Genomic DNA, 21,872 nt, shown 5'->3' on the forward strand with positions numbered 1-21,872 from the left:
TTAAATTGAAATTTATTAGCAAAAGTATCAAACATTCTTTGTTTAGCGGCATCACTTTCAATCACAATAAATTTCCAAGGTTGTGAGTTGATTGATGAAGGTGAAAGACGTAATGCTTGGTATAAAACATCTAAGTCTTGCTGTGAAACTTTTTTGCTTGAATCATATTTTTTTGCCGTATAACGTTTTTCTAAATCTGTAATAATCTGTTCATGTGCTGTCATGGTCTGACTCTCATTTTTTTGTTGTTGGTAGCGATCACTTTAAAGCGATCTATTTATTATTGTCGATAGAGCCGATAGGCTCGATTACGAATAAATACATTGTACACTTGATTCTTTTATTTGATAATCCATCATAAATTTGAATAACTTGATAATTATTTTTGAATATGTATCACTTAAACGATCTTAAATTAGCAATCCGAATTGCAGACTTACAAAACATTTCCGCAGCCAGTCGCGAACTAAACCTAACACCTGCCGCAGCAAGTGCTGCACTCAAGCGCCTAGAGCAAAGATTGAACTGCCAACTATTCGTTCGCTCAACACGAAATATGCAGTTAACCGAAGAAGGTCAATTGTTTATTGAAAGTAGTCGTGAAGCAATAAAAATATTAGAGTTAGCGAGTAACACCTTAAACAATAATAATGACCAATTAAGTGGCGACTTAGGGTTAAGTATGCCCTCTGATTTAGGCAGGAATATTGTGAGTGCTTGGCTGGATGAATTTTTAGCTGCTGCGCCTTCTTTAACGTTAACCTTACATTTAAGCGATCACATGAGTGATTTAATGGATCATAAAATTCAACTGGCATTACGTTATGGACATTTAGCAGATTCAGCACTTAAACGTCGTTACTTAACATCATCACCACGTTATGTGGTTGCTTCTCCTGATTATATTAACGCATTTGGTCAACCTAATAGCCCTGCCGAACTGCAACAACATAAATTATTAAATTGGAATTTAGGTAATAAAAATCATCAACAATGGACCTTTAATAAAGATAACCAACGCATACAAGTGCCAATTTCACCCATTAAAACAACCAATGATGGTGCATTATTAAGAGAGTGGGCTATTGCAGGGCATGGTATTGCTTATAAAAGTTGGATCGATATTGCAGAAGACGTCGAACAAGGTCGTTTGAAAGTTTTGTTAACCGACTATTTAACAGAAGATATTCCTTTGCAATTAGTCTACTTACAAACTGATTACCCTAGAAAGCAATTACGCATGGTGATTGACTTTTTACAACAAAAATTCAGTGAATTCAGCAAGCGCTACCCACCCCCTTAAGGAACGATAATAATAGTTTATTAAGGGGCGGGTATAAGTAACTGCATAAATAACTGGGCCGATGCAATTGCACTAAAAGTATGTGAATACTCATTTTTATTATTAAAAAATGAGTATTCTGATCTTATGTCACCCTATGGTTGTTTACGTATCACTCTAGTAAGCACAACTATTTTCACTTGAGAGGGGTTAAAGCAGAGGAAATATTTTATCCAATTCCACTTTAAACACTGACCTCATCAACTAAATACAAAATTGACTGATAAGCAATGCCACTGTGTTTTGATAAGCCAATCTCACAGGTACGGCTATTACTATAACCACGCGTACAATGCGCTGGAACTTGTGACTTCAATGGCAATAATGCCGCCGCATTAAGCTCTGGTGTGGTAAACCCTTTATCACCGGCCCACCCGCAACATTCAATATGCTCAGGCACTATCACCTTGCTTGCACAACGGTGTGCAAGTTGTAACATTTGTTTATCTAATGCCTGACGTCGAGTACTGCAGGTAATATGCAACATAATCGTTTCTTGCAACGGTGAAATAGTTAAATAATCTAGTAAATAGTTAAGCACAAATTGGCTTGGCTCTAGTATTTCCATTTGCTGCGAAAATTGTTCAACACTGCGTTTAGCACAGGGACTGGTATCGATCAGCACACGCCACTTTCCTTGCTCACTGGCTTTCCATAAGGCAGCCTCTAACTGTTGAGATTTTAACTTAGCAACTTCTTTGAATCCCTTACTATCGTGCGGCTGACCACAACATAATTCATTAATCGCGTCAGGAACGATAATGTCAAAACCAGCTTTAATAAGTAAAGAGGTGGTGACTTCCGGTAATGAACGCTGATCTTTATTATCTGCTTGCTGGCCCATGGAACGGCTCGCACATGAAGCAAGGTAAACCACTTTCTTAGCTAGATTTGGATTAAAAGAGGCCTTTCTTGTCGACTCACTTGTTGATTCACTTACCGGTGCAATAGTCGACTCACTTTTGAGTGAGTTTTCAACATTCATTGTTTTAAGCTGGTAGCGATTAGCAGTTGGGACTTGTGGTGACCATCGTTGCGCTTTATGGGTGGATAATTGAGCAACACCTTTACTCACTTTATTGATCCGCTCAGCACCTAGCGCTTTTTGCGCTATTTGGTTCACTTTTAACCCTAGATTAAGCAGTTTATTGGTTGTCGTAAAATGATTAGCAGTCCAACGTGCAATAGGAGTGAATTGCTGATATTTGGCTGTTCGCAACTTTTTAACTAAATCGCCTGTATTAATGCCAACTGGGCAGCGATCAGCACATAATCCCGTCGCTGCACAGGTATCTACTCCTTGATACTGAAATGTTTTAGTTAAGGATTTTGAATATGCCGTCTCGCCTGCTCTTTCGCTGCGTTTAATTTCTCGATAAAGCACGATCCTTTGACGAGGTGATAAGGTCAAGGTACGTGATGGACAAACTGGCTCACAAAAGCCACATTCAATACAACGGTCAACTAACTCATCCGCTTGCGGCATTGGTTTCAGATTATGAATATGTGCTTTTTTATCTTCATTAATGATCACACCCGGATTCAATAATCCAGTAGGATCAAATATACGTTTAATCTGCTGCATTAACGCATAACCTGCTTTACCCCACTCAAGCTCGACGTAGGGCGCCATATTTCTTCCCGTTCCATGTTCCGCTTTTAAAGAGCCCGAATGTTTCACCGCTACTAGCTGAGTCAATTCATCCATGAAGTCACTGTAACGCTTAACTTCATCAGGAGATTCAAATCCCTGAGTAAACACAAAATGTAAATTACCATCTAATGCGTGACCAAAAATAATCGCTTCAGTGTAATTAAATCGGTCAAAAAGTTGTTGTAAATCTCGTACGCCAGCCGCTAAATGTTCAACTGGAAAAGCCACGTCTTCAATGATGACGGTAGTCCCCACCTCTCTCACTGCACCCACTGCTGGAAATAAACCTTTACGGATAGCCCATAATGTTTCTACCACCACTGTATCGTTTGTGAAAGCAATAGACTCACTCACACTATATTTGTGTATTGTTTTCATTACTGTGTTGCATTGCTGATCTAAGGTCTCTAGATCACTAGCTCTAGACTCAATTAATAGGGTTCCAGCCTCAAGGTCTAAGCTTTTAATAAAGTCTGGCATGCCCGGTTTATTAGCAATTGAGCGCATCGCTCTACCGTCCATCATTTCAACTGCAGACACAGGCAAATGAGCCAGTTCTGAAACCACTTTACAGGCTGTTTCAATATCATTAAAAACAATTAATGCAGATGCTTTATGTTTATGCTCTATCACAGTGTTATAGGTGATTTCACTAATGAAACCAAGTGTACCTTCAGAGCCAATCATTAAATGTTTGATGATTTCAATCGGATCTAGATAATCCACCAGTGCATTTAAAGAGTATCCAGTAGTATTTTTAAGGCGATATTTATGTTTAATCAGTGCGCTTAAGGTTGCGTCATTGGCAACTTGCTGTGAAAGTTGCTCTATTCCTTCAATCAGCGCTTTATGCTGTGCTTTAAATGCAATAACACTATCGTTATCTGCAGTATCAAGTTGAGTCGCATCAGCAAAAATTAATTTCATGCTTTCCACTGTACGATAAGAGTTTTGTGCCACACCACAGCACATACCACTGGCATTATTAGCTGCAATCCCACCTATTTTACAGGTATTAATAGAAGCAGGATCAGGCCCTATTTTACGCCCAAAAGGTTGTAAGTATTTATTCGCATCAGCACCAATTACACCGGGCTGTAATTTTATTTGCTGGCCATTATCAATTATTTCATGCCCTCGCCAATCGTCGCTTAAGGTAATAAGGACCGAATCTGAAACTGCCTGTCCAGATAAACTGGTCCCTGCCGCTCTAAAGGTACAAGCAATATTCAATGCCTGACAACTTTTAAGCGTATAAATAACTTCATTAACATTATTTAAGCGCAGCACCATTTTTGGAATTAAACGGTAAAAACTAGCATCAGTTCCATAAGCAAGTCGCTGAGCGGGATCACTATAAATTCGAGCAGGTTCTATACAAGCAAGTAAGGTCTCTTTCAACTGTTGAAATTTTTGCAAATGGCTAGCAGACATCATTTATCCTCATTTAAGTCGATAACGTTCAAGTAATCATCGCAATTACTTTAAAACATAAGCATTGATATTAAGAGCAGTTTTCTGAGCGTCGATAAAGTTATGATTAAATTGCAATACCGAATGTATTAATTATTAAACAATGTGACCTGAGTGAAATTATTGGGGTGAGTATGGGATAGAACATTAACTAATGAGTGCTTCCCTGATAGGGTAACTCGGCGCAGTGAACGACAAGTTAATGTTTTTCATGTAGAGTTTGTAAAGATTTCCTTAAATGAGCACAATTAAATGTCAGATGATATTAAAAGCACACAAGTAGAATTCGAAAAAATAACCCTCACACTAAATGCCATGCAATTCGCACAATTAACGGCTTTCTCTTTAGGTTTACCACAACTCTACTTTTGCCGTGAATATTTAGCGTTAGATGAAGAAACGACTATTAATCACTGCAAACAACGTATTTTGAATTTAATCGCCAATAAAGAAATTTCAATGCAACAGCTAACGCACCTATTAACTGACAAAGACTATTTTGACGCCGATGAAGCACGTCTTCGTTTGGGTCCAGAGTTAGTCTCTTAATAACCTAAGCTCTGGATAAGCAAAGCGATAGAACACCGTTCTTTCCGCGGATTTCTTCGTTAAACTATCTCTCAATAACTCGCCTTGAATTACGTAAAACTAACGGCTCTGTATAGCCCAAAAATATGATTTTATGATTTTATGATTTTATGATTTTATGATTTTATGATTTTATGATTTTAAATATAATTCCTCTTTCATTAATCAGAATTGAGAGCCTGAATTGAAGTTAAATAACAACTTTTGCAGCTTTTATTTTTCAATAAGTTTCGATAAACCTGTTATTAAGTTTCAACAAAGAGGTAAGTTATCGTCTTGTTTTATGAGCCTCATCAATATCTAGAAATAGTTATTATAAACAGTCATTCCAGTACACAACGTAATGATTTTACACTCAAAAAACATGCTAAATGAGAAACGGTAAGTAAAAAGGATGGCTTATAAGACAACTGCCTCCCGTCATTTAAGCGCACCAAAATAAGACAACTGCCCCAAATTAGAGCAAAAATCAATTAAGTCATACAATAAAACTAAATGCAGCATAAAAGATCTCGAATAGAAAAAATATAACCCTATGTTTTAAATAACAAAAAAATTAAATACCTCATAGTGAGCACTTGGTATTTAATTTGCTTATCCTGTTAATAAAATAGTATTAAGGGATATAAAATGGATCTAACCGCTAAAGAAAAACATTGGTTACCGTGGCTTGGCGCAACTGGCAAACTTGCATTAGGCAAAGCTTGTTGGTTGAATAAAGATCGTAAAAAAATACTCGAACAAACCTTTACTAGCACTGCTGAAACGCGAGTACACATTTTAACATCATGGATTAGTACACAATGGAATTTTCTTCATGATGGCGCTTTATACTTCTCCTCCCAACCTCAAGCACAATGGGAAACGTCGTTACAAAGCTTATTAACAAGAAACAATGATTTTTCAGAATTATTTATCGTAATGGCAGATGGACAAATTGTAGCCTCTAGTTATCACAATCCTATACAACATAAAGTAGACGAACAATACTTACAAAAGGGTTACAGGCTCCTTTTTTGCACGGCCCTTATTTGGACTCGCAAACGCAATTAATTGGGCCATCAAGTTCTAACTTTCATGATGCCGTTACATTAATGTTTTACCAACCTATTATAAAGGACAATCAAGTCATAGGCTGTTTGTGCGGACGAGTCCCTAATGATGTAATGGGGGATCTGATTCAACGCGAAGCGGGACACATTTACAGTGAGTCCGGTGATAATTATATTTTTATGGTTAAATCGAACCAAGATCCTACCATTAGCAGGGGTACTGCGCTTTCTCGATCGCGATTTGAAGACAATGCTTTTTCTCATGGTGAAAACCTTAAATCGGGTGTGCACACACAATGGGGAACAGTAAAAATACAACAGCATACGGAGTTTGAAATACGTTTTACCGATCCTGCTACGCAACAATTACACCCAGGAGTCAGAGAAACAATTAAACACGGAGAAAATTTGTATGTTGATTATCCCGGTTATTCTGACTACCGACATATTCCAGTGATTGGAAAAGGGGTGACCTTCCAACTACCCGGATCACCAGATATATGGGGCATGATGTGTGAAGCAGACTTAGAAGAAGTTTATCGTCACCGTTCACTCACTTATACTTTGGGTAAAAAGCTATTATTAAGTATTGCCCTACCCTTTTTTAGTGCCGTCGCATTCTCCTATGTAATGTCCTTAAGTGCCTTACAGAATAGTGTTTTAATTGCAGTTGCATTAATAATAGGGGTAATTGGTTTTTGTAGTTTTGGTTTAAAACCAATCACGTCGCGTTTAAAGCATATGGTCGACGTTTTACAAATGCTTGCAGAAGGTGATGCAAACCTAAATCAACGCTTTGACACCACTAAATTTAGTGCAGATGAATCCGGAGATATGGGCCGTTGGATAAACAGTTTTATCGATCGGTTAGATAATATGTTAGGTGAAATGATCCATGCATCTAGTGAAGTCAATACTGTCAGTGAATCGATGTTACGGCACAGTATTAATGTCGATGGAGCAAGTAAAACTACCACGGGTTCCATTGACTCTATGTTGCAACTATCGCACGAGCAGCAAGGTGAAATAGCCAGTGCCACCGCTTCCGCACAAGCAATGAATGAATTGATGTTAGATGTTGTTAGTAAAACGCAACAGGAATATACACAAGCAGTGAATAATACAGCTCAAATTAAAGATATCGTATTAGCCTCAGCTAAAAGCGTGAATGACGTTAATGGTCAGATGAAAGAGATAGAAGCGATAGTGACTTTAATTACCGGGATAACCGAACAAACCAACCTGTTGGCATTAAATGCAGCCATTGAAGCCGCTAGAGCTGGTGAACATGGCCGTGGCTTCTCCGTCGTTGCCGATGAAGTTCGTAACCTTGCCACTAGAACATCAGAAGCAGCCAAGCATATAGGTAATATTATGTCGAAATTAAGTAGCGAATCTGAAATGGCTGTTAAGTATATGCAGCAAGGGGTAACCAATGTTGATCAAAATAGCTTAGCCTTAGATTCAGGAGAAAGAAGCCTCAAATTACAAAGCGCAGTCGAGTCAATGTTCAATACCATGAATCAAATTGCCAGTAATAGTGAGCGACATGGTGCAACAGCACAACAAGCCCACACCACAACCACAGAAATGGAAACGTCCTCACAACAATTAATCCATCAAACCACATTGGTTCAAAATGCCGTATTACGCCTCAACAAATTAGTTGAACGTTTTGAGGTATCTAAACGCGCTGCATAAGCTTTATCGACAATGACGATTACTTAACCTTAACAACCTAACTTCAACGCATTCATTATTCTGTGTTGAAGTTAGGGAGAGAAACATTAAATAATTAAATAATTAAATAGTTAAATGGTTAAATGGTTAAATGGTTAAATGATTTAACACTCGATGCCAACCTTACTCACTTTCTTAAATTTATATCGTACCACCCTATTATTATTTCCTTTTTTATAAGCAGCTTTATTTTTTAATTGCCAAATAAAACAGCTGAAAATCAAACAATACCGAGCGTTTAATTAACCTACGTTATCTTGCTCACATTATTAGTTTAATTGCGCCTGAATTCTGCTAAAATCTGGCGCTGAATTCGTTGGAGAATAATTTATGAAAGACAATAGCCAAACTAAAGTGATCGTCGGTATTTCCGGTGGTGTTGATTCCTCAGTATCTGCTTATTTATTACAGCAGCAAGGCTATCAAGTAGAAGGCTTATTCATGAAGAACTGGGAAGAGGATGATACCGATGAGTATTGTTCAGCTGCTCAGGATCTGCAAGATGCACAAGCTGTCTGTGATAAGTTAGGTATTAAGTTACATACCATCAACTTTGCAGCTGAATATTGGGATAATGTATTTGAGCATTTCTTAGAAGAGTACAAAGCCGGACGTACCCCAAATCCAGACATCATGTGTAATAAAGAAATTAAATTTAAAGCCTTTTTAGAATTTGCAGCTGAAGATTTAGGCGCTGATTTTATTGCCACAGGCCATTATTGTCGACGTCGAGATGTAGATGGACAAGCACAACTGCTACGTGGTGTAGATAATAACAAAGATCAAAGCTACTTTTTATACGCAGTCGGTGGCGAGCAAATCGCAAAAACCTTATTCCCAGTTGGTGAATTAGAAAAACCAGAAGTGCGTCGTATTGCAGAAGAACAAGATTTAGTCACCCATAACAAAAAAGACAGTACTGGTATTTGTTTTATTGGTGAGCGTAAATTCACTGACTTTTTGCAAACTTATTTACCTGCACAGCCAGGTGATATTGTAACGCCAGATAATGAAGTCATTGGCCAACATCAAGGACTGATGTACCACACTTTAGGGCAACGTAAAGGTCTTGGTATTGGCGGTTTACAAAATTCTAATGAAAACCCATGGTATGTAGTGGGCAAAGATATGGAAAATAATCGCTTATTGGTGGCACAAGGTGCTGATCATCCTGCTCTGTTTTCCTATGGTTTGATTGCTAAAAAATGTGATTGGGTTGATAGAACGCCTAAAAAAGAAAGTTTCAGATGTACAGTAAAAACGCGTTACCGCCAAACTGATATTCCATGCACAGTTAATCCGATAGATGATGATACCCTAGAGGTTATTTTCGATCAGCCTCAAGCAGCCGTGACACCTGGTCAATCAGCCGTATTTTATCTTGATGAAGTGTGTTTAGGTGGTGCGATTATCGACCAACATTTACAGAAGTAACGTTAACTCAGTTGTAAGCATTAACCGATTAATATTTTCTCGGTTAATGCAAACTTTTAAAAGAGATGCAACGCAATATTCAACAATAACGTACTAAAAGTCGATAGTATTTTGTTCAACAGTTATTCAAATTAGAAGTGTATTCATTATGTCATTCCATACGTTAGAATCTCGAAGCATTGCTTTTGCAGCAATGTGCCAAGCTGCCTACCTAGTTGATAAAATAGCGAACAAAGGTATGTGTCCTGATGCTGTCGCATTTAATGCTTCTTTACGCTCGATTATGCGTACCGATAGCGCAGCACCTTTAGATATTTTTGGTGGGCATGACGCACTAAAATTAGGTTATAAAACAGTGATTGCACAACTCGATAATGCTGATGGTAGCCGTAACATGCAAATCACCAAATACGTAGCAGGCTTAATGGCGTTAGAACGAAAACTCTCTGCAAATTCAGGAGCTTTAAACTTGCTCGGTGAACGTATTAATCAAGTTAATCGCCAATTAGCTCACTTTGAAATTGATGACAGCAGCGTATTAAGCAACTTAGATTCTATCTATAAAGACCTGATAAGTAATTTGGGTCCTAAAATTCAAGTAAACGGTAATCCTGCTTACTTGCAACAAGAACATACACAGCATAAAATTCGCGCTTTATTATTAGCCGGTGTTCGCGCGACTGTATTGTGGCGTCAAATTGGCGGCAAACGTCGTCAATTATTATTATCGCGTAAAGCGTTAGTGCACCAAACAAAACAAAATTTACTACGAACTTAAAACACAAATTGACGTTTCCTAACCGGGGAACAAAGCAACTATTTAAACAACCTACATATCATTAGGAGCAACAAATGGAACTTTCAGGACTAACAGCTGTATCACCAGTTGACGGCCGTTACGGTAGCAAAACTGCAATTTTACGCGATATCTTTAGTGAATTTGGTTTAATCAAATTCCGCGTACAAGTTGAAGTGCGTTGGTTACAAAAACTAGCACAAACAGATGGTATCGCTGAAGTTCCAGCTTTCTCTGCTGAAGCAAATGCTCACCTTGATGCGATTGTTGCAAACTTCTGTGAAGCAGATGCACAACGTGTAAAAGACATCGAAGCAACTACCAATCATGATGTAAAGGCAGTTGAATACTTCCTTAAAGAAAAAGTAGCAGATAATGCAGAGTTAAATGCAGTCTCTGAATTTATTCACTTTGCCTGTACTTCTGAAGACATTAACAATCTATCTCACGCATTAATGCTGGGTACTGCTAAAACAGACGTTATCTTGCCTTACTGTAATCGTATTGTTGATGCGATTAAAGCAAAAGCGATTGAATACAAAGCAATACCAATGATGTCTCGTACACATGGTCAGCCAGCTTCACCTACTACACTAGGTAAAGAATTTGCTAACGTTGTTGCACGTCTACAACGTCAAGTTAAACAAATCGAAGCAACAGAGCAACTAGGTAAAACTAACGGTGCAGTTGGTAACTACAACGCTCACCTAAGTGCTTACCCAGAAGTTAACTGGCAGGGTTTTGCGGAAGAATTTGTGACTAGTTTAGGTGTAACATTTAACCCATTCACAACACAAATTGAACCACATGATTATATCGCAGAATTATTTGATGCGATTGCTCGTTTCAATACCATTCTTTTAGACTTTGACCGTGACGTATGGGGTTACATCTGCCTTGGTCACTTCAAACAAAAAACGATTGCGGGTGAAATCGGCTCTTCAACTATGCCACATAAAGTAAACCCAATTGATTTTGAAAACTCTGAAGGTAACTTAGGCCTAGCTAACGCTATCTTTGATCATCTTGCGGCGAAACTACCTGTTTCTCGCTGGCAGCGCGACCTAACGGACTCAACGGTACTTCGTAACTTAGGTGTTGCAATCGGCTATTCTGTTATCGCTTACGAAGCCAGCTTAAAAGGCATTAGCAAGCTTGAAGCCAACGAAGCAAACATGCTAAAAGATTTGGATGCAAACTGGGAAGTATTAGCAGAGCCAATACAAACTGTGATGCGTCGTTATGCTATCGAAAAACCATACGAGAAACTAAAAGAACTAACGCGCGGTAAACGTGTAGACGGCCCAGGTATGAGCCAATTTATTGATACTCTTGAATTACCAGAAGCCGTAAAAACAGAGCTTAAAGCTATGACGCCTGCTTCATACATTGGTCAAGCGATTGAATTAGTAGATAAAATGGCATAATAAATAGGTAACTTATACCTATTTTACAAAAGTCGCCTTAGAGTTTAATGCCAGTCACTTCAGCAATGACTGGCATTCTTTAACTCCAGCCCTCACTATTTTAAAGACACCTTCTTTCTCCGCATACCTCTAATACTTTTAGTTTTTTTAGTACAAATGCATCCGCCGTGTAAAATAATACCGATTACATTAAATAAGTGATCAAAATTTTGCGTAGGAAAAGTAACTTAGTACAAGGCGTAAATTGAACTAAATTGTTGTTTCCTTTACGGAAGTTACAACGAAGAAGTAAATTATTTTAAAAAGTACAATAGATCAGTTAATTAGTGTGATTGGTATTACAATATCCTCTGACACATTCATAAACTTTTTTCAGATAAACTATTAATCACAAACCTATTACGCCCGGTATTTTTTGCTTGATAAAGCCCATTGTCAGCGACTTTTAGAATATCATTAACAGAAACTTTGAAGTCTACAACATCACTCGGCTTAACAGAGGCAGCTCCCATACTGATCGTAATATGTTCACTAATTGGAGAACAAGGATGATTTCGGCTCAGATTTTTCATCGCGCTCATCACATCGTTTAATTTTTTATTCAAGTCAGCATCAGACATACTACTAAATATTAGAGTAAATTCTTCTCCGCCATAACGAGCACAAATATCACCAGAGCGTTTGCATTCATCATTTAATACCCTAGCAACTTCATTAAGTGCAAGGTCTCCCTCTAAATGCCCTTCTGAATCATTATAACTTTTAAAATAATCAATATCGGCCATTACAAGAGTAAACCCAATATTCTCTCGAATAAGTAAGTCACAATGCAGTTCAATTTCTTTCATTAAACCACGTTTATTCATTATTCCAGTGAGTGGATCTGTGATAGTTTGCATCGCTAAAATTTCATTTTGTCGCTGAACAGTCGCTATAAGTTGATTGATATTTTTAGCGACTATTACAAGTTCTCTCACAGAGTGTTTTTCATCAAGTGGGGCAAATGCATCACAGCTATTCTGTTTTTTTATATCTAATGCAAATCCCTTTACAGGCTTAATAATGAAATTGGATATGAGAACATGCATAATATAAATAAATATACTCATTAAGAAAATAAAGATAAGACTTTGCGCGTTGATCAACTTTGGAAGAATACCTTCTGAATATTGCAAACGAAGTACCGTAACAAGTCCTTCATTTTCATCATAAAGACCAATATCAGTATATTGTTTAACTTCTTGCAAATGCTTTTGATACTTCCAGTCATCAGGCTCCATAATATATGTATCAACTTCATTGTTCAGAAACTTGACATTTACCTGTGTGTTTTTTGACATGTTTTCAACAAAGTACTGCTCTAGTAAATAGATAATGATCAAATAACCACGATTTTCGCCATTCATACTAGTATCCCTAATTTGAGTAGCACTATACATCGCAGGTCCATAGATTGTATTAATAAAACCATTTTTAAACGGTACTTCATTTTTAATTGTGGGAGCAGGTAGGATTTTTAAGTTGCCTGGGTTTTTCTTAAAGTCATAGAATGAAAATGTCAGATCAGTTAGTTTTGTATGGTGAAATCCTTTGGTATAAACAGGTCTAAAATACTCATCTAGATAAAAAAAACCATCTACTTTTAGGCTTGTAAATGTATTCTCAAGAAAATTTTCTTCTAAATATTCGTTGTCTTTTGTGAGCATAAAATCATATGATGATGTCCATACTGCGTAATCATAATTAGTACGGGAAAGAATATCTAGTGAACTACCTATACTAGAGGTTAATGTACTCAACTCTCTTTCTGATAGTTTAACCATACTCGCCTCGAGCTTTGGCAACTCAACAAAATATCGATAACTAAATACTGCACTCATGAATAAAATAAACAAAAGTGCGAGTATACGAAGCTGCAATTGATTAAAGGTAATATTTTTCATATTTTTCAGTATTATCTCAAATGTAAAATTAACACAGCAAATTGACTCCTGAATGCCAATACTCACCAAACGATGAAAATTAAATGCCCATGACACTATTAAGATGAAGCCCTTAATTTTTGAAGTATTAATTAACTCGATAATGAGCCATCTCAATCAAGAATGTTAACTTTACAAATTAACCTGAATTTCATCAAAAAACCTCACCCTACTGGGTATTCAATATTGACAGTATAGTGTAGATTAAATATTGATCTTTGCCGTTTTTTCACTTTAAAAAATGAAAAATGTAATTTAATAGAGAATATTATTTATTATTAAAAATAGATGATATAAATAACACCGATTTAAAGTTACTTTTCCAAAAACTCGCTTATCAGATCTTGAATAATACAACTGAAATGATCAATATTTCTATTCGCAAGATAAGTTAGGTATCGGTGTATTTAAAAGCCCCTGCTAGCGGTTGTTACTGACCGGGATCAAACTTTTGAGCTGTCTTTTTTGTTTCCACTTAACCACATTAAAAATGGTTGTAAGCCACTATAACAAGCGATACCAAAGGAACACACAAGGATAGAGATAAACATTTGTAACGTCATCAACTGTTCTAAGAAAATCATCGCTAATATTACTGAAACAATCGGAACTAAAGCCATAATCGTTGCAGCTGATACCGCACCCAATTTATTAATAGAGTAAGTCATGCAAAATAACGCAATGATACTCACCACTATTCCCTGGTAAATACCTTGAAGTACAATTTCATCAAATGGTGCACTGCTGATATTACTGGGTAAAAAATACCAAATAGGCGTAAAGAATAAAGCATTAATCAATGGCACTGCAATCATAACGGTCTTTAAGTTCAAGCCCCATACCCTCATAGAAACAGAATAAAAGGCAATCGCAAAGGCCGCTATCAACAACCATAATAATGCACTGACTGTGGCACCTCCGGTACTGGTAAATAAAAGTATATTGGCTACTAAAATAAGAAAAACACCCACATATTGCGCATTATTCAAGCGCACTTTTTTCCATACAAAAACAATCGCGGCACACATGATAGGCAATGAGCCATTAATAATCACCCCGGTATTAGCAGCATCAGACATCAGCAATCCAATCAAACTAGCGCACACATAAAATGTTCCGCAGCATAAACTACAAATGATGATCTGTGGTGTAAACAAAGCTTTAATCGAAGTTTTACTTAATAGGGCATAAACCAACACAACCACACCAGCAGTGACAAAGCGAACTCCTGTTACATCCCAAACCGTTAATGCACGAGAAAGTCCCCACTTTGAAATAATGATCCAACCAGACCAAATCATCACCATCATCAAGCCAGCAAGTAATCCAGTGATTTTGTCAAACTTAATCGTGCTATCCATGAGACTTCCTTGCTAGATTTAACTAAGAGAATGTGATTTAACTAACAAATACGCTGTTAATGATTTATGAGGAAAATGAGCCATCATAAATCGGCCGATCACATTACTAAGCTATTAGCCTTAAAGCAATCTAATTTACTCCCTCTTACAAAGTATAATTTGTATCACTATCGTGCATACAAGTGACCTGTTACACTTCAGATTATTTGAATCTCAAAGGCAGTCCCCTATGTTTGAACTTAATTTTGAAATTAACCAGTTTTTAGATGACAACTGGCAACAAAAACCAACCTTTATCAAACAAGGTTTTGTGGATTTTCAAGATCCTATTGCACCTGATGAATTAGCTGGTTTAGCAATGGAAGAAGACTTAGAAAGCCGCTTGGTATACCTTGAAAACGAACAATGGCAAGCAGAATGTGGACCTTTTAAAACCTTTGAACGCTTAGAAGAAGAAGGGGCTACGTTATTAGTACAAGCCGTGGATCATTGGCACCCAGATGCACAGCAGTTAGTACGACCATTTCGCTTTTTACCAAACTGGCGTATTGATGATTTAATGATTAGCTATTCAACGCCTAAAGGTGGCGTAGGGCCACATATAGACAACTACGATGTGTTTATTATCCAAGGCCAAGGAAAACGTCATTGGCGTGTTGGAGCACGTCAACCATTACCTGAATTTGCAGCACACGGTGCATTAAAACATTGCGGCCCTTTTGAAGCCGCTATTGATGTTGAAATGGAACCGGGCGATATACTTTATATTCCAAGTGGTTGCCCACATGAAGGTTATGCAATTGAACCTTCACTTAATTATAGTGTTGGTTTCCGTGCGCCGGATCAAAATGACTTACTCAGTAGCTTTACTGATTATAATATTGATAATTACGAAAATGCCTTACGTTATACTGATATTCCAATGCAAGTACGTGAAAACCCTGGTTGCATCGAACAAGCGGAGCTAGAGAAACTGCATCAAGTAATGTTAGAAAACTGCCAAACACCGGAGCATTTAATGCCATGGTTTGGGCGAATGATCAGTGAAGCAAAACATGAATTAGATATCGCAATACCTGAATACCCGCTTGAAAATGAAGATATTATTGAATTTTTAGAAGATGGCGCGATATTTACACGCTTAGGTGGATTACGCGCAGTATATTTCGAGCAAGCGCCTAAACAAGTATTTATCAATGGTGGTGTTTATGACGTTTCGGGGTTTGTTGAACTCGCTCATTACTTATGTGATCAAGATGAAGCAGCCAGTGAGTTAATCATATTATTTAAGGATGAGCCAGAAGCATTAACGCTATTTACCAAACTAGTGAACCTCGGTTATTGGTACGCAGAATAGTTATCTAAGTACTTATAAATAAACAGCTTAGCATTATAAGCTGTTTATTTTGAATACGAACAGCCCTCACACTCAAGCAATATTAACTTTTCATCAATACTTACATACTGAATTGAAATAGTTTATCGAAACTAAACGCAACCCTATGATATGCTTTGTAGTATTACTTTTTATAGTATTTAAACCTTATTCGATTTGATGGGGCTTAAAGCAAATATACTATCGCCAACTCACTTTATAAAAAGGAAATAATATGCGCTTTTTACATACCATGGTCAGAGTCAATGATTTAGAAAAATCGATGCACTTTTATTGTGATCTTCTTGGGCTGGTCCTTGTTAAAAAAAATGATTATGAAAAAGGTCAGTTCTCATTAATTTATCTGACAGCTCCCGAAAATATTATAGAGGGCACTGAGTTAAAAGACTTAGATAGTCCACTTATTGAACTCACCTATAATTGGGAACCTGAAAGTTACAGCGAAGGTAGAAATTTTGGACACTTAGCGTTTGAGGTCGATGATATTTACGCGCTATGTGAAAAGCTACAAGCAGCAGGCGTTATTATTAACCGCCCCCCAAGAGATGGTCATATGGCCTTTGTAAGGTCACCTGATAATATTTCTATTGAGTTATTACAGAAAGGCAAAAAGTTAGCAGCTACAGAGCCTTGGGCTTCAATGGAAAATACCGGTTCTTGGTAAAATAGTCTTGATAAACGGCTAAATAATCGATATTGATTGCTAACGGATATATGTCGATGACGATAATTAAATTGTTAACGCATTTAGTTATCGTCATCACCAATCACATTGAAGGTATATGCAATATGCTACTAAATTTTTCAAACTATACCTCTGCACAACGTTACCACTTAATGACCCAAACTATTGTGCCTCGCCCAATCGCTTGGGTATTAACCCAATCAGATAATAATAGCCCGAATAAAGTCTATAATTTAGCCCCCTTTTCATACTTTACAGCCGTATCAAGCGATCCTGCGATACTGATGATTTCACTGGGTAAAAAGCCAAATGGCGATAATAAAGATACCTTAACCAATGTGTTAAAAAACAAAAAAATGGTGATCCATATTGCCTCTGATAATCAAGCTGAGATCGTGACGCAAACCGCAGCGACATTAGATTACGGTGATTCAGAGTTGTTTGCCACAGACCTAACAACCACAGCCTTTGATGGCTTTCCATTACCACGTTTAGAACAATGTCATATTGCTTATGGGTGTGAACTTTATGAAATTAAAGAGATAGGTGATTTACCACAGACATTGATTTTTGTTGAGATTAAACGTTTATATATTAATGATCAGGTGTTAAATACAGAAGATCCTGACCGAATCAATATTGCAGCTGATAAAGTCAAACCACTAGCACGACTAGGTGGAGGTGAATATGCATCGATCACCGCCCCATTTAGCTTGAAACGACCAGATTAACTAACTTTTATTACTGAAATAGAAAATGCTTCGCTGTCAGTCTCTTTGAATTCTCTGGGTATAGTTTCTTTTCTGACAAAAGAAAGTAGGGTCGCCGACAAGGCGAAACCTGTGTTGATGATTATTCAAATAACACCACGAGCGCAGACGAGATAAAACTCATATAAAAAAGCACAAATCCCCACACCGAACATGTGGAACGAAAATAAACTAAATCTATTAACGCAAAGGAAGTAATTTTAATCAATTCATATAACTAGATATAACGGTAACACTTAAATCATGGTGGAAGTAAAACCCCAGCGTAAAGTTTTCCCAAGCTAAACTGTCATTTTAGCAATCGCAAACAGGACGTTTGCGATAATGTCAGAATGACCATGGACGGTCATCCTGACATGATGCGTTTAAAATGGCGGTTTAGGTTGGTTCAGAAAACGCTCCGCTGTCAGTTTCTTTGCCTACTTTCTTTTCTGACAAAAGAAAGTAGGGTCGCCGACAAGGCGAAACCTGTGTTGATAATTATTCAAATAACACCACGAGCGCAGACGAGATAAAACTCATATAAAAAAGCACAAATCCCCACACCGAACATGTGGAACCAGAATGCTACAAAAATAATGAGTAAATCGAACAACAAACTCAGAGGAAAAAAATCAACCTAATTCAATTATCCCGACATATTATTTACATTTAATAAATAACGCGACGAGATTGCCAATAATGCTTGCGCCAATATGGATTTGAAAGTTTTGATATTTTCACACCTTTACTGGTCGAAACATGAAAAAACTCCCCTTCTCCCATATAAATACCTACGTGCCTACTAGACCGACCTGTTTTAAAGAAAACCAAATCACCCACTTTCAACTGGCTTTTTTTAATTGAGAAACCCTTTCTTACTTGATATTCAGTAGTACGCGGCAATTGGATGTTAAAGCTATTTTTAAAGACTTTTTGCACTAAGCTTGAGCAGTCAATACCATGTAGACTATTACCGCCGTATCGATAGGGACTGCCTTCCCAATACTCATGCTCATTAAGTAACAATAAATATAATAGATCTCCGGTCTGCATATTAGCGGCTGAGGTTTTATTTGAGCTTGAAGTAATGGCAGAAGAGGCATTGTTTGTTATTGAGGAGGTATTAGTATTAAGTGAGGTATTATTTTGATGGTCAGTTTTTGATGAACAGGCAGCTAAAAGGCATAATAAAGGTAATAAACTTAACTTATAACTTAATTTACAGCTTAGTTTATGGCTCAGTCTAGAAGTTGGTTCGGACTTAAAATCAGACCTTGATTGAAAATTATGACGTTTTAACACCCAAAGCATAAACTTACTCCACTCGTTTAACTCACATTCTAATAGACTCATCACCGTTATTTTTATCAAAAATAAAAATGGGGCTTACGCCCCAAAGTTTAGTATCTATTTAAAGCTTTAAAAGCTTAACCTAAAATTTCGGCAAGTTCAGCGCTGATCACATCAACGGCTTTAGTACCATCAAACTTATGATGAGCACCATTACCTTGTGCAGCTTCTTGCTTGTAGTAAGCAATAAGAGGCGCTGTTTGTGTATGGTAAATATCTAAACGTTTACGTACTGTCGCTTCTTCATCATCAGGGCGGATAGATAAATCATCACCTGTCACATCATCTTTACCTTCCACTTGTGGTGGATTGTAAATAACGTGGTAAGTGCGGCCAGATCCAGAATGAACACGACGACCAGCCATACGCTTAACGATTTCTTCGTCAGGCACATCAAATTCAAGTACGAAATCAACAATCACACCTGCTTCTTTCATTGCATCAGCTTGTGGAATAGTGCGAGGGAAACCATCTAGTAAAAAACCTTTTGCACAGTCTTCTTGTGCAATACGTTCTTTAACCAAACCAATGATTAGCTCATCAGAGACTAATTGGCCTGCATCCATTAATTCTTTTGCTTTTAATCCAAGCTCTGTGCCCGCTTTCGCAGCTGCACGTAACATGTCACCCGTAGATATTTGTGGGATACCATATTTGTCCATCATGAACTGAGCTTGTGTACCTTTACCAGCACCTGGTGCACCTAATAAGATAATGCGCATTTATAGCTTCCTATGTAATTAATAAATTCCAGACCGAAATTTACACGTTTGTGGCAATTTTCTCAAGAATATCAACAAAAAAGGCCTGCATAAGCAGGCCTTCGACACATTTATGAGAAGATTATCCTAATAAAAGTTTATTAATTCGAGCTACAAATTCTGATGGGTCATCTAAACTACCCTTTTCAGAAAGTACTGCTTGTTGTAATAACAACTCAGCCCACTCTGCAAATAATACCTCATCAGTCATATCCGCTAATTTAGTGATCATGACATGTTCAGGGTTAAGCTCAAAAATTGGCTTACTTTCTGGAACGGGTTGACCCATTTGTGCCATCAATTTAGCCATTTGCGTACTCATATCATCATTATCAGCAACAATACAAGATGGTGTAGAAGTTAGACGTTGTGTTAAACGGACATCTTTCACTTTATCACCAAGCACTTTTTTAGTACGTTCGATGAAGCTAGCAAATTCAGTGTTTTGTTTTTCTTGCTCTTGTTTCTCTTCTTCAGAATCAAGTTTACCTAGATCTAAATCACCCTGAGTTACGCTGACAAATGTTTTACCATCATACTCTGGCAAATGGCTTAATAACCACTCATCAACACGGTCTGATAGCAATAGTACTTCGATACCTTTCTTACGTAAGATCTCTAAGTGAGGACTATTTTTAGCCGCATTAAAGCTATCAGCAGTAATGTAGTAAATTTTATCTTGCTCTTCGTTCATGCGTTCAATATACGCATCTAAAGAAACGGTTTGTTCCGCTACATCAGCTTCAGTTGATGCAAAACGGAATAACTTAGCAATCTGCTCTTTATTACTTGGATCTTCGGCAGGCCCTTCTTTTAATACTTGACCAAACTCAGCCCAAAATGCGTTGTATTCAGTTTCATTTTTCTTAGCAAACTTAGTTAGCATAGAAAGCGCACGTTTAGTACAAGCACTACGTAACTTAGTCGTAACACGTGTATCTTGTAGGATTTCACGAGATACATTCAATGGTAAATCATTTGAATCCAACACACCTTTAACAAAACGCAAGTAAGTCGGCATGAATTGCTCAGCGTCATCCATAATGAAAACACGTTGCACGTATAATTTTAAGCCATGCGCTTTTTCACGGTTCCATAAATCATAAGGAGCACGCTTAGGAATGTACAATAAGCTCGTGTATTCTTGCTCACCCTCAACTTTATTATGAGACCAAGTTAGAGGGTCTTCGAAGTCATTAGCGATATGCTTGTAGAACTCTTTGTATTCTTCGTCTTTTAAATCACTTTTTGAACAATTCCATAAAGCCGTTGCTTTATTAATTGATTCCCAAGCAGCTTCAACAGCAGGTACTTTTTCGCCATCAGGACCTTCAGATTCAGGCACTGCATCTTTGAACATTTGCACAGGAATACTGATATGATCTGAATATTTGGAAACGACACTACGTAATTTATAATCATTTAAAAATTCAGTTTCATCATCACGTAAATGTAGAATGATTTCAGTACCACGATCTGCTTTTTCAATATCAGCAACAGTGTAGTCTGCTTCACCTGCAGACTCCCAACATGTACCTTGAGAAGCATCATCACCCGCTTTACGAGTGTTAACGGTTACTTTATCAGCAACAATAAATGCAGAATAGAAACCAACACCAAATTGACCGATTAGTTGTGAATCTTTAACTTGGTCACCAGATAATTGCTCGAAAAAGTCACTAGTACCAGACTTAGCAATCGTACCTAAATGCTCAATAACTTCATCGCGCGTCATACCAATACCATTATCGCTAATAGTGATGGTTTTTGCTTCTTCATCAAAGCTTAAACGAACTCGTAGATCAGCATCGTTTTCAAACAAGCTACCATCAGATAATGCTTTGAAACGTAGTTTGTCAGCGGCATCAGCGGCATTTGAAACAAGCTCACGTAGGAAAATTTCTTTATTTGAATATAAAGAGTGGATCATTAATTTAAGAAGTTTACCAGTATCAGCACTGAACGCATGATTTTGTTGATGTTCCATATTTCTATTTCTCTCTTAAACAAGTGGTTATTGGTGTTACTTAGATAATTAAGAGATGGAGACACTTAGATTGATTTCAAGAGCTAAAAACA

General features: G+C 37.3%; 15 protein-coding genes and 1 pseudogene. 9 read left to right on the forward strand and 7 right to left on the reverse strand.

What is annotated here, in order from left to right; translation table 11 throughout:
• The coding region (locus MT391_RS18410; protein ID WP_499499449.1) for a nitroreductase family protein at positions 1-224 on the reverse strand (224 nt) is incomplete at its 3' end.
• 167 nt (positions 225-391) lie between these two features.
• Here MT391_RS18410 and MT391_RS18415 point away from each other — a divergent pair.
• A complete protein-coding gene (locus MT391_RS18415) occupies positions 392-1,303 on the forward strand; it encodes a LysR family transcriptional regulator (protein ID WP_166372374.1) in 912 nt (303 codons plus the stop codon).
• Positions 1,304-1,526: 223 nt separating this feature from the next.
• Here the strand turns inward: MT391_RS18415 and MT391_RS18420 are convergent, their stop codons facing one another.
• Positions 1,527-4,430 (reverse strand): FAD-binding and (Fe-S)-binding domain-containing protein, encoded by a 2,904-nt coding sequence (locus tag MT391_RS18420; RefSeq protein ID WP_499499456.1) that lies wholly within the window; start codon positions 4,428-4,430, stop codon positions 1,527-1,529.
• Between the two features lie 291 nt (positions 4,431-4,721).
• Here MT391_RS18420 and MT391_RS18425 point away from each other — a divergent pair, with 291 nt between their 5' ends.
• The 5 genes and pseudogenes from MT391_RS18425 to purB all read left to right on the forward strand — a co-directional run bounded on the left by MT391_RS18425 (position 4,722) and on the right by purB (position 11,506).
• On the forward strand, positions 4,722-5,018 hold the full coding sequence (locus MT391_RS18425) for a hypothetical protein (protein WP_499440823.1): 297 nt from the start codon (positions 4,722-4,724) through the stop codon (positions 5,016-5,018).
• Positions 5,019-5,687: 669 nt separating this feature from the next.
• Positions 5,688-7,810 (forward strand): annotated as a pseudogene (locus tag MT391_RS18430) (methyl-accepting chemotaxis protein).
• A 369-nt stretch (positions 7,811-8,179) separates the two neighbouring features.
• Entirely contained in the window at positions 8,180-9,283 is a 1,104-nt protein-coding gene (gene mnmA, locus MT391_RS18435) for a tRNA 2-thiouridine(34) synthase MnmA (RefSeq protein ID WP_166372326.1), read from the forward strand.
• Positions 9,284-9,431: 148 nt separating this feature from the next.
• Positions 9,432-10,061, forward strand: coding sequence for a high frequency lysogenization protein HflD (hflD, locus tag MT391_RS18440; RefSeq protein WP_166372325.1), 630 nt, complete (start codon positions 9,432-9,434; stop codon positions 10,059-10,061).
• A gap of 74 nt (positions 10,062-10,135) precedes the next feature.
• Entirely contained in the window at positions 10,136-11,506 is a 1,371-nt protein-coding gene (gene purB, locus MT391_RS18445; protein ID WP_499499451.1) for an adenylosuccinate lyase, read from the forward strand.
• A gap of 359 nt (positions 11,507-11,865) precedes the next feature.
• Here the strand turns inward: purB and MT391_RS18450 are convergent, their stop codons facing one another.
• Together MT391_RS18450 and MT391_RS18455 are read right to left on the reverse strand one after the other, a co-directional pair.
• A complete protein-coding gene (locus tag MT391_RS18450; RefSeq protein ID WP_037071300.1) occupies positions 11,866-13,449 on the reverse strand; it encodes a sensor domain-containing diguanylate cyclase in 1,584 nt (527 codons plus the stop codon).
• Positions 13,450-13,931: 482 nt separating this feature from the next.
• Positions 13,932-14,849 (reverse strand): DMT family transporter, encoded by a 918-nt coding sequence (locus tag MT391_RS18455; RefSeq protein ID WP_028868334.1) that lies wholly within the window; start codon positions 14,847-14,849, stop codon positions 13,932-13,934.
• A gap of 229 nt (positions 14,850-15,078) precedes the next feature.
• Between MT391_RS18455 and MT391_RS18460 the strand changes: the two genes are divergently transcribed.
• The 3 genes from MT391_RS18460 (at position 15,079) to MT391_RS18470 (ending at position 17,661) form a co-directional block, all read left to right on the forward strand.
• Entirely contained in the window at positions 15,079-16,206 is a 1,128-nt protein-coding gene (locus MT391_RS18460) for a ribosomal protein uL16 3-hydroxylase (protein WP_028868333.1), read from the forward strand.
• A gap of 253 nt (positions 16,207-16,459) precedes the next feature.
• Positions 16,460-16,909, forward strand: coding sequence for a lactoylglutathione lyase (gene gloA / locus MT391_RS18465; RefSeq protein WP_028868332.1), 450 nt, complete (start codon positions 16,460-16,462; stop codon positions 16,907-16,909).
• Positions 16,910-17,034: 125 nt separating this feature from the next.
• Positions 17,035-17,661: a flavin reductase family protein gene (locus tag MT391_RS18470; protein ID WP_028868331.1), complete on the forward strand. Its 627-nt coding sequence runs from the start codon at positions 17,035-17,037 to the stop codon at positions 17,659-17,661.
• A 690-nt stretch (positions 17,662-18,351) separates the two neighbouring features.
• On the opposite strand, the gene MT391_RS18475 is transcribed toward MT391_RS18470, so the two are convergent.
• From MT391_RS18475 to htpG, 3 genes are all read right to left on the reverse strand, one after another.
• On the reverse strand, positions 18,352-18,993 hold the full coding sequence (locus MT391_RS18475) for a C40 family peptidase (protein ID WP_084296234.1): 642 nt from the start codon (positions 18,991-18,993) through the stop codon (positions 18,352-18,354).
• Between the two features lie 116 nt (positions 18,994-19,109).
• Positions 19,110-19,754 carry an adenylate kinase gene (gene adk, locus MT391_RS18480; RefSeq protein ID WP_028868329.1) on the reverse strand — a complete coding sequence of 215 codons (645 nt, stop codon included), beginning with the start codon at positions 19,752-19,754 and terminating at the stop codon, positions 19,110-19,112.
• A gap of 121 nt (positions 19,755-19,875) precedes the next feature.
• Positions 19,876-21,780, reverse strand: a complete 1,905-nt coding sequence (gene htpG, locus MT391_RS18485; RefSeq protein WP_028868328.1) for a molecular chaperone HtpG — start codon at positions 21,778-21,780, stop codon at positions 19,876-19,878.
• Between the last annotated feature and the right edge of the window lie 92 nt (positions 21,781-21,872).

It is taken from the genome of Vibrio sp. 1-Bac 57 (assembly GCF_037546855.1).
In the GTDB taxonomy this organism is placed as follows: domain Bacteria; phylum Pseudomonadota; class Gammaproteobacteria; order Enterobacterales; family Psychromonadaceae; genus Psychromonas.

What these genes read in the sequence shown, in the direction of transcription:
- MT391_RS18425 (WP_499440823.1), top strand. Translation starts at nt 4,722, where the DNA reads ATGTCAGATGATATTAAAAGCACACAAGTAGAATTCGAAAAAATAACC.
- purB (WP_499499451.1), top strand. Translation starts at nt 10,136, where the DNA reads ATGGAACTTTCAGGACTAACAGCTGTATCACCAGTTGACGGCCGTTAC.
- MT391_RS18450 (WP_037071300.1), bottom strand. Translation starts at nt 13,449, where the DNA reads ATGAAAAATATTACCTTTAATCAATTGCAGCTTCGTATACTCGCACTT.
- gloA (WP_028868332.1), top strand. Translation starts at nt 16,460, where the DNA reads ATGCGCTTTTTACATACCATGGTCAGAGTCAATGATTTAGAAAAATCG.
- MT391_RS18475 (WP_084296234.1), bottom strand. Translation starts at nt 18,993, where the DNA reads ATGCTTTGGGTGTTAAAACGTCATAATTTTCAATCAAGGTCTGATTTT.
- htpG (WP_028868328.1), bottom strand. Translation starts at nt 21,780, where the DNA reads ATGGAACATCAACAAAATCATGCGTTCAGTGCTGATACTGGTAAACTT.
- MT391_RS18460 (WP_028868333.1), top strand. Translation starts at nt 15,079, where the DNA reads ATGTTTGAACTTAATTTTGAAATTAACCAGTTTTTAGATGACAACTGG.
- MT391_RS18415 (WP_166372374.1), top strand. Translation starts at nt 392, where the DNA reads ATGTATCACTTAAACGATCTTAAATTAGCAATCCGAATTGCAGACTTA.
- adk (WP_028868329.1), bottom strand. Translation starts at nt 19,754, where the DNA reads ATGCGCATTATCTTATTAGGTGCACCAGGTGCTGGTAAAGGTACACAA.
- MT391_RS18470 (WP_028868331.1), top strand. Translation starts at nt 17,035, where the DNA reads ATGCTACTAAATTTTTCAAACTATACCTCTGCACAACGTTACCACTTA.
- hflD (WP_166372325.1), top strand. Translation starts at nt 9,432, where the DNA reads ATGTCATTCCATACGTTAGAATCTCGAAGCATTGCTTTTGCAGCAATG.
- mnmA (WP_166372326.1), top strand. Translation starts at nt 8,180, where the DNA reads ATGAAAGACAATAGCCAAACTAAAGTGATCGTCGGTATTTCCGGTGGT.
- MT391_RS18455 (WP_028868334.1), bottom strand. Translation starts at nt 14,849, where the DNA reads ATGGATAGCACGATTAAGTTTGACAAAATCACTGGATTACTTGCTGGC.
- MT391_RS18420 (WP_499499456.1), bottom strand. Translation starts at nt 4,430, where the DNA reads ATGTCTGCTAGCCATTTGCAAAAATTTCAACAGTTGAAAGAGACCTTA.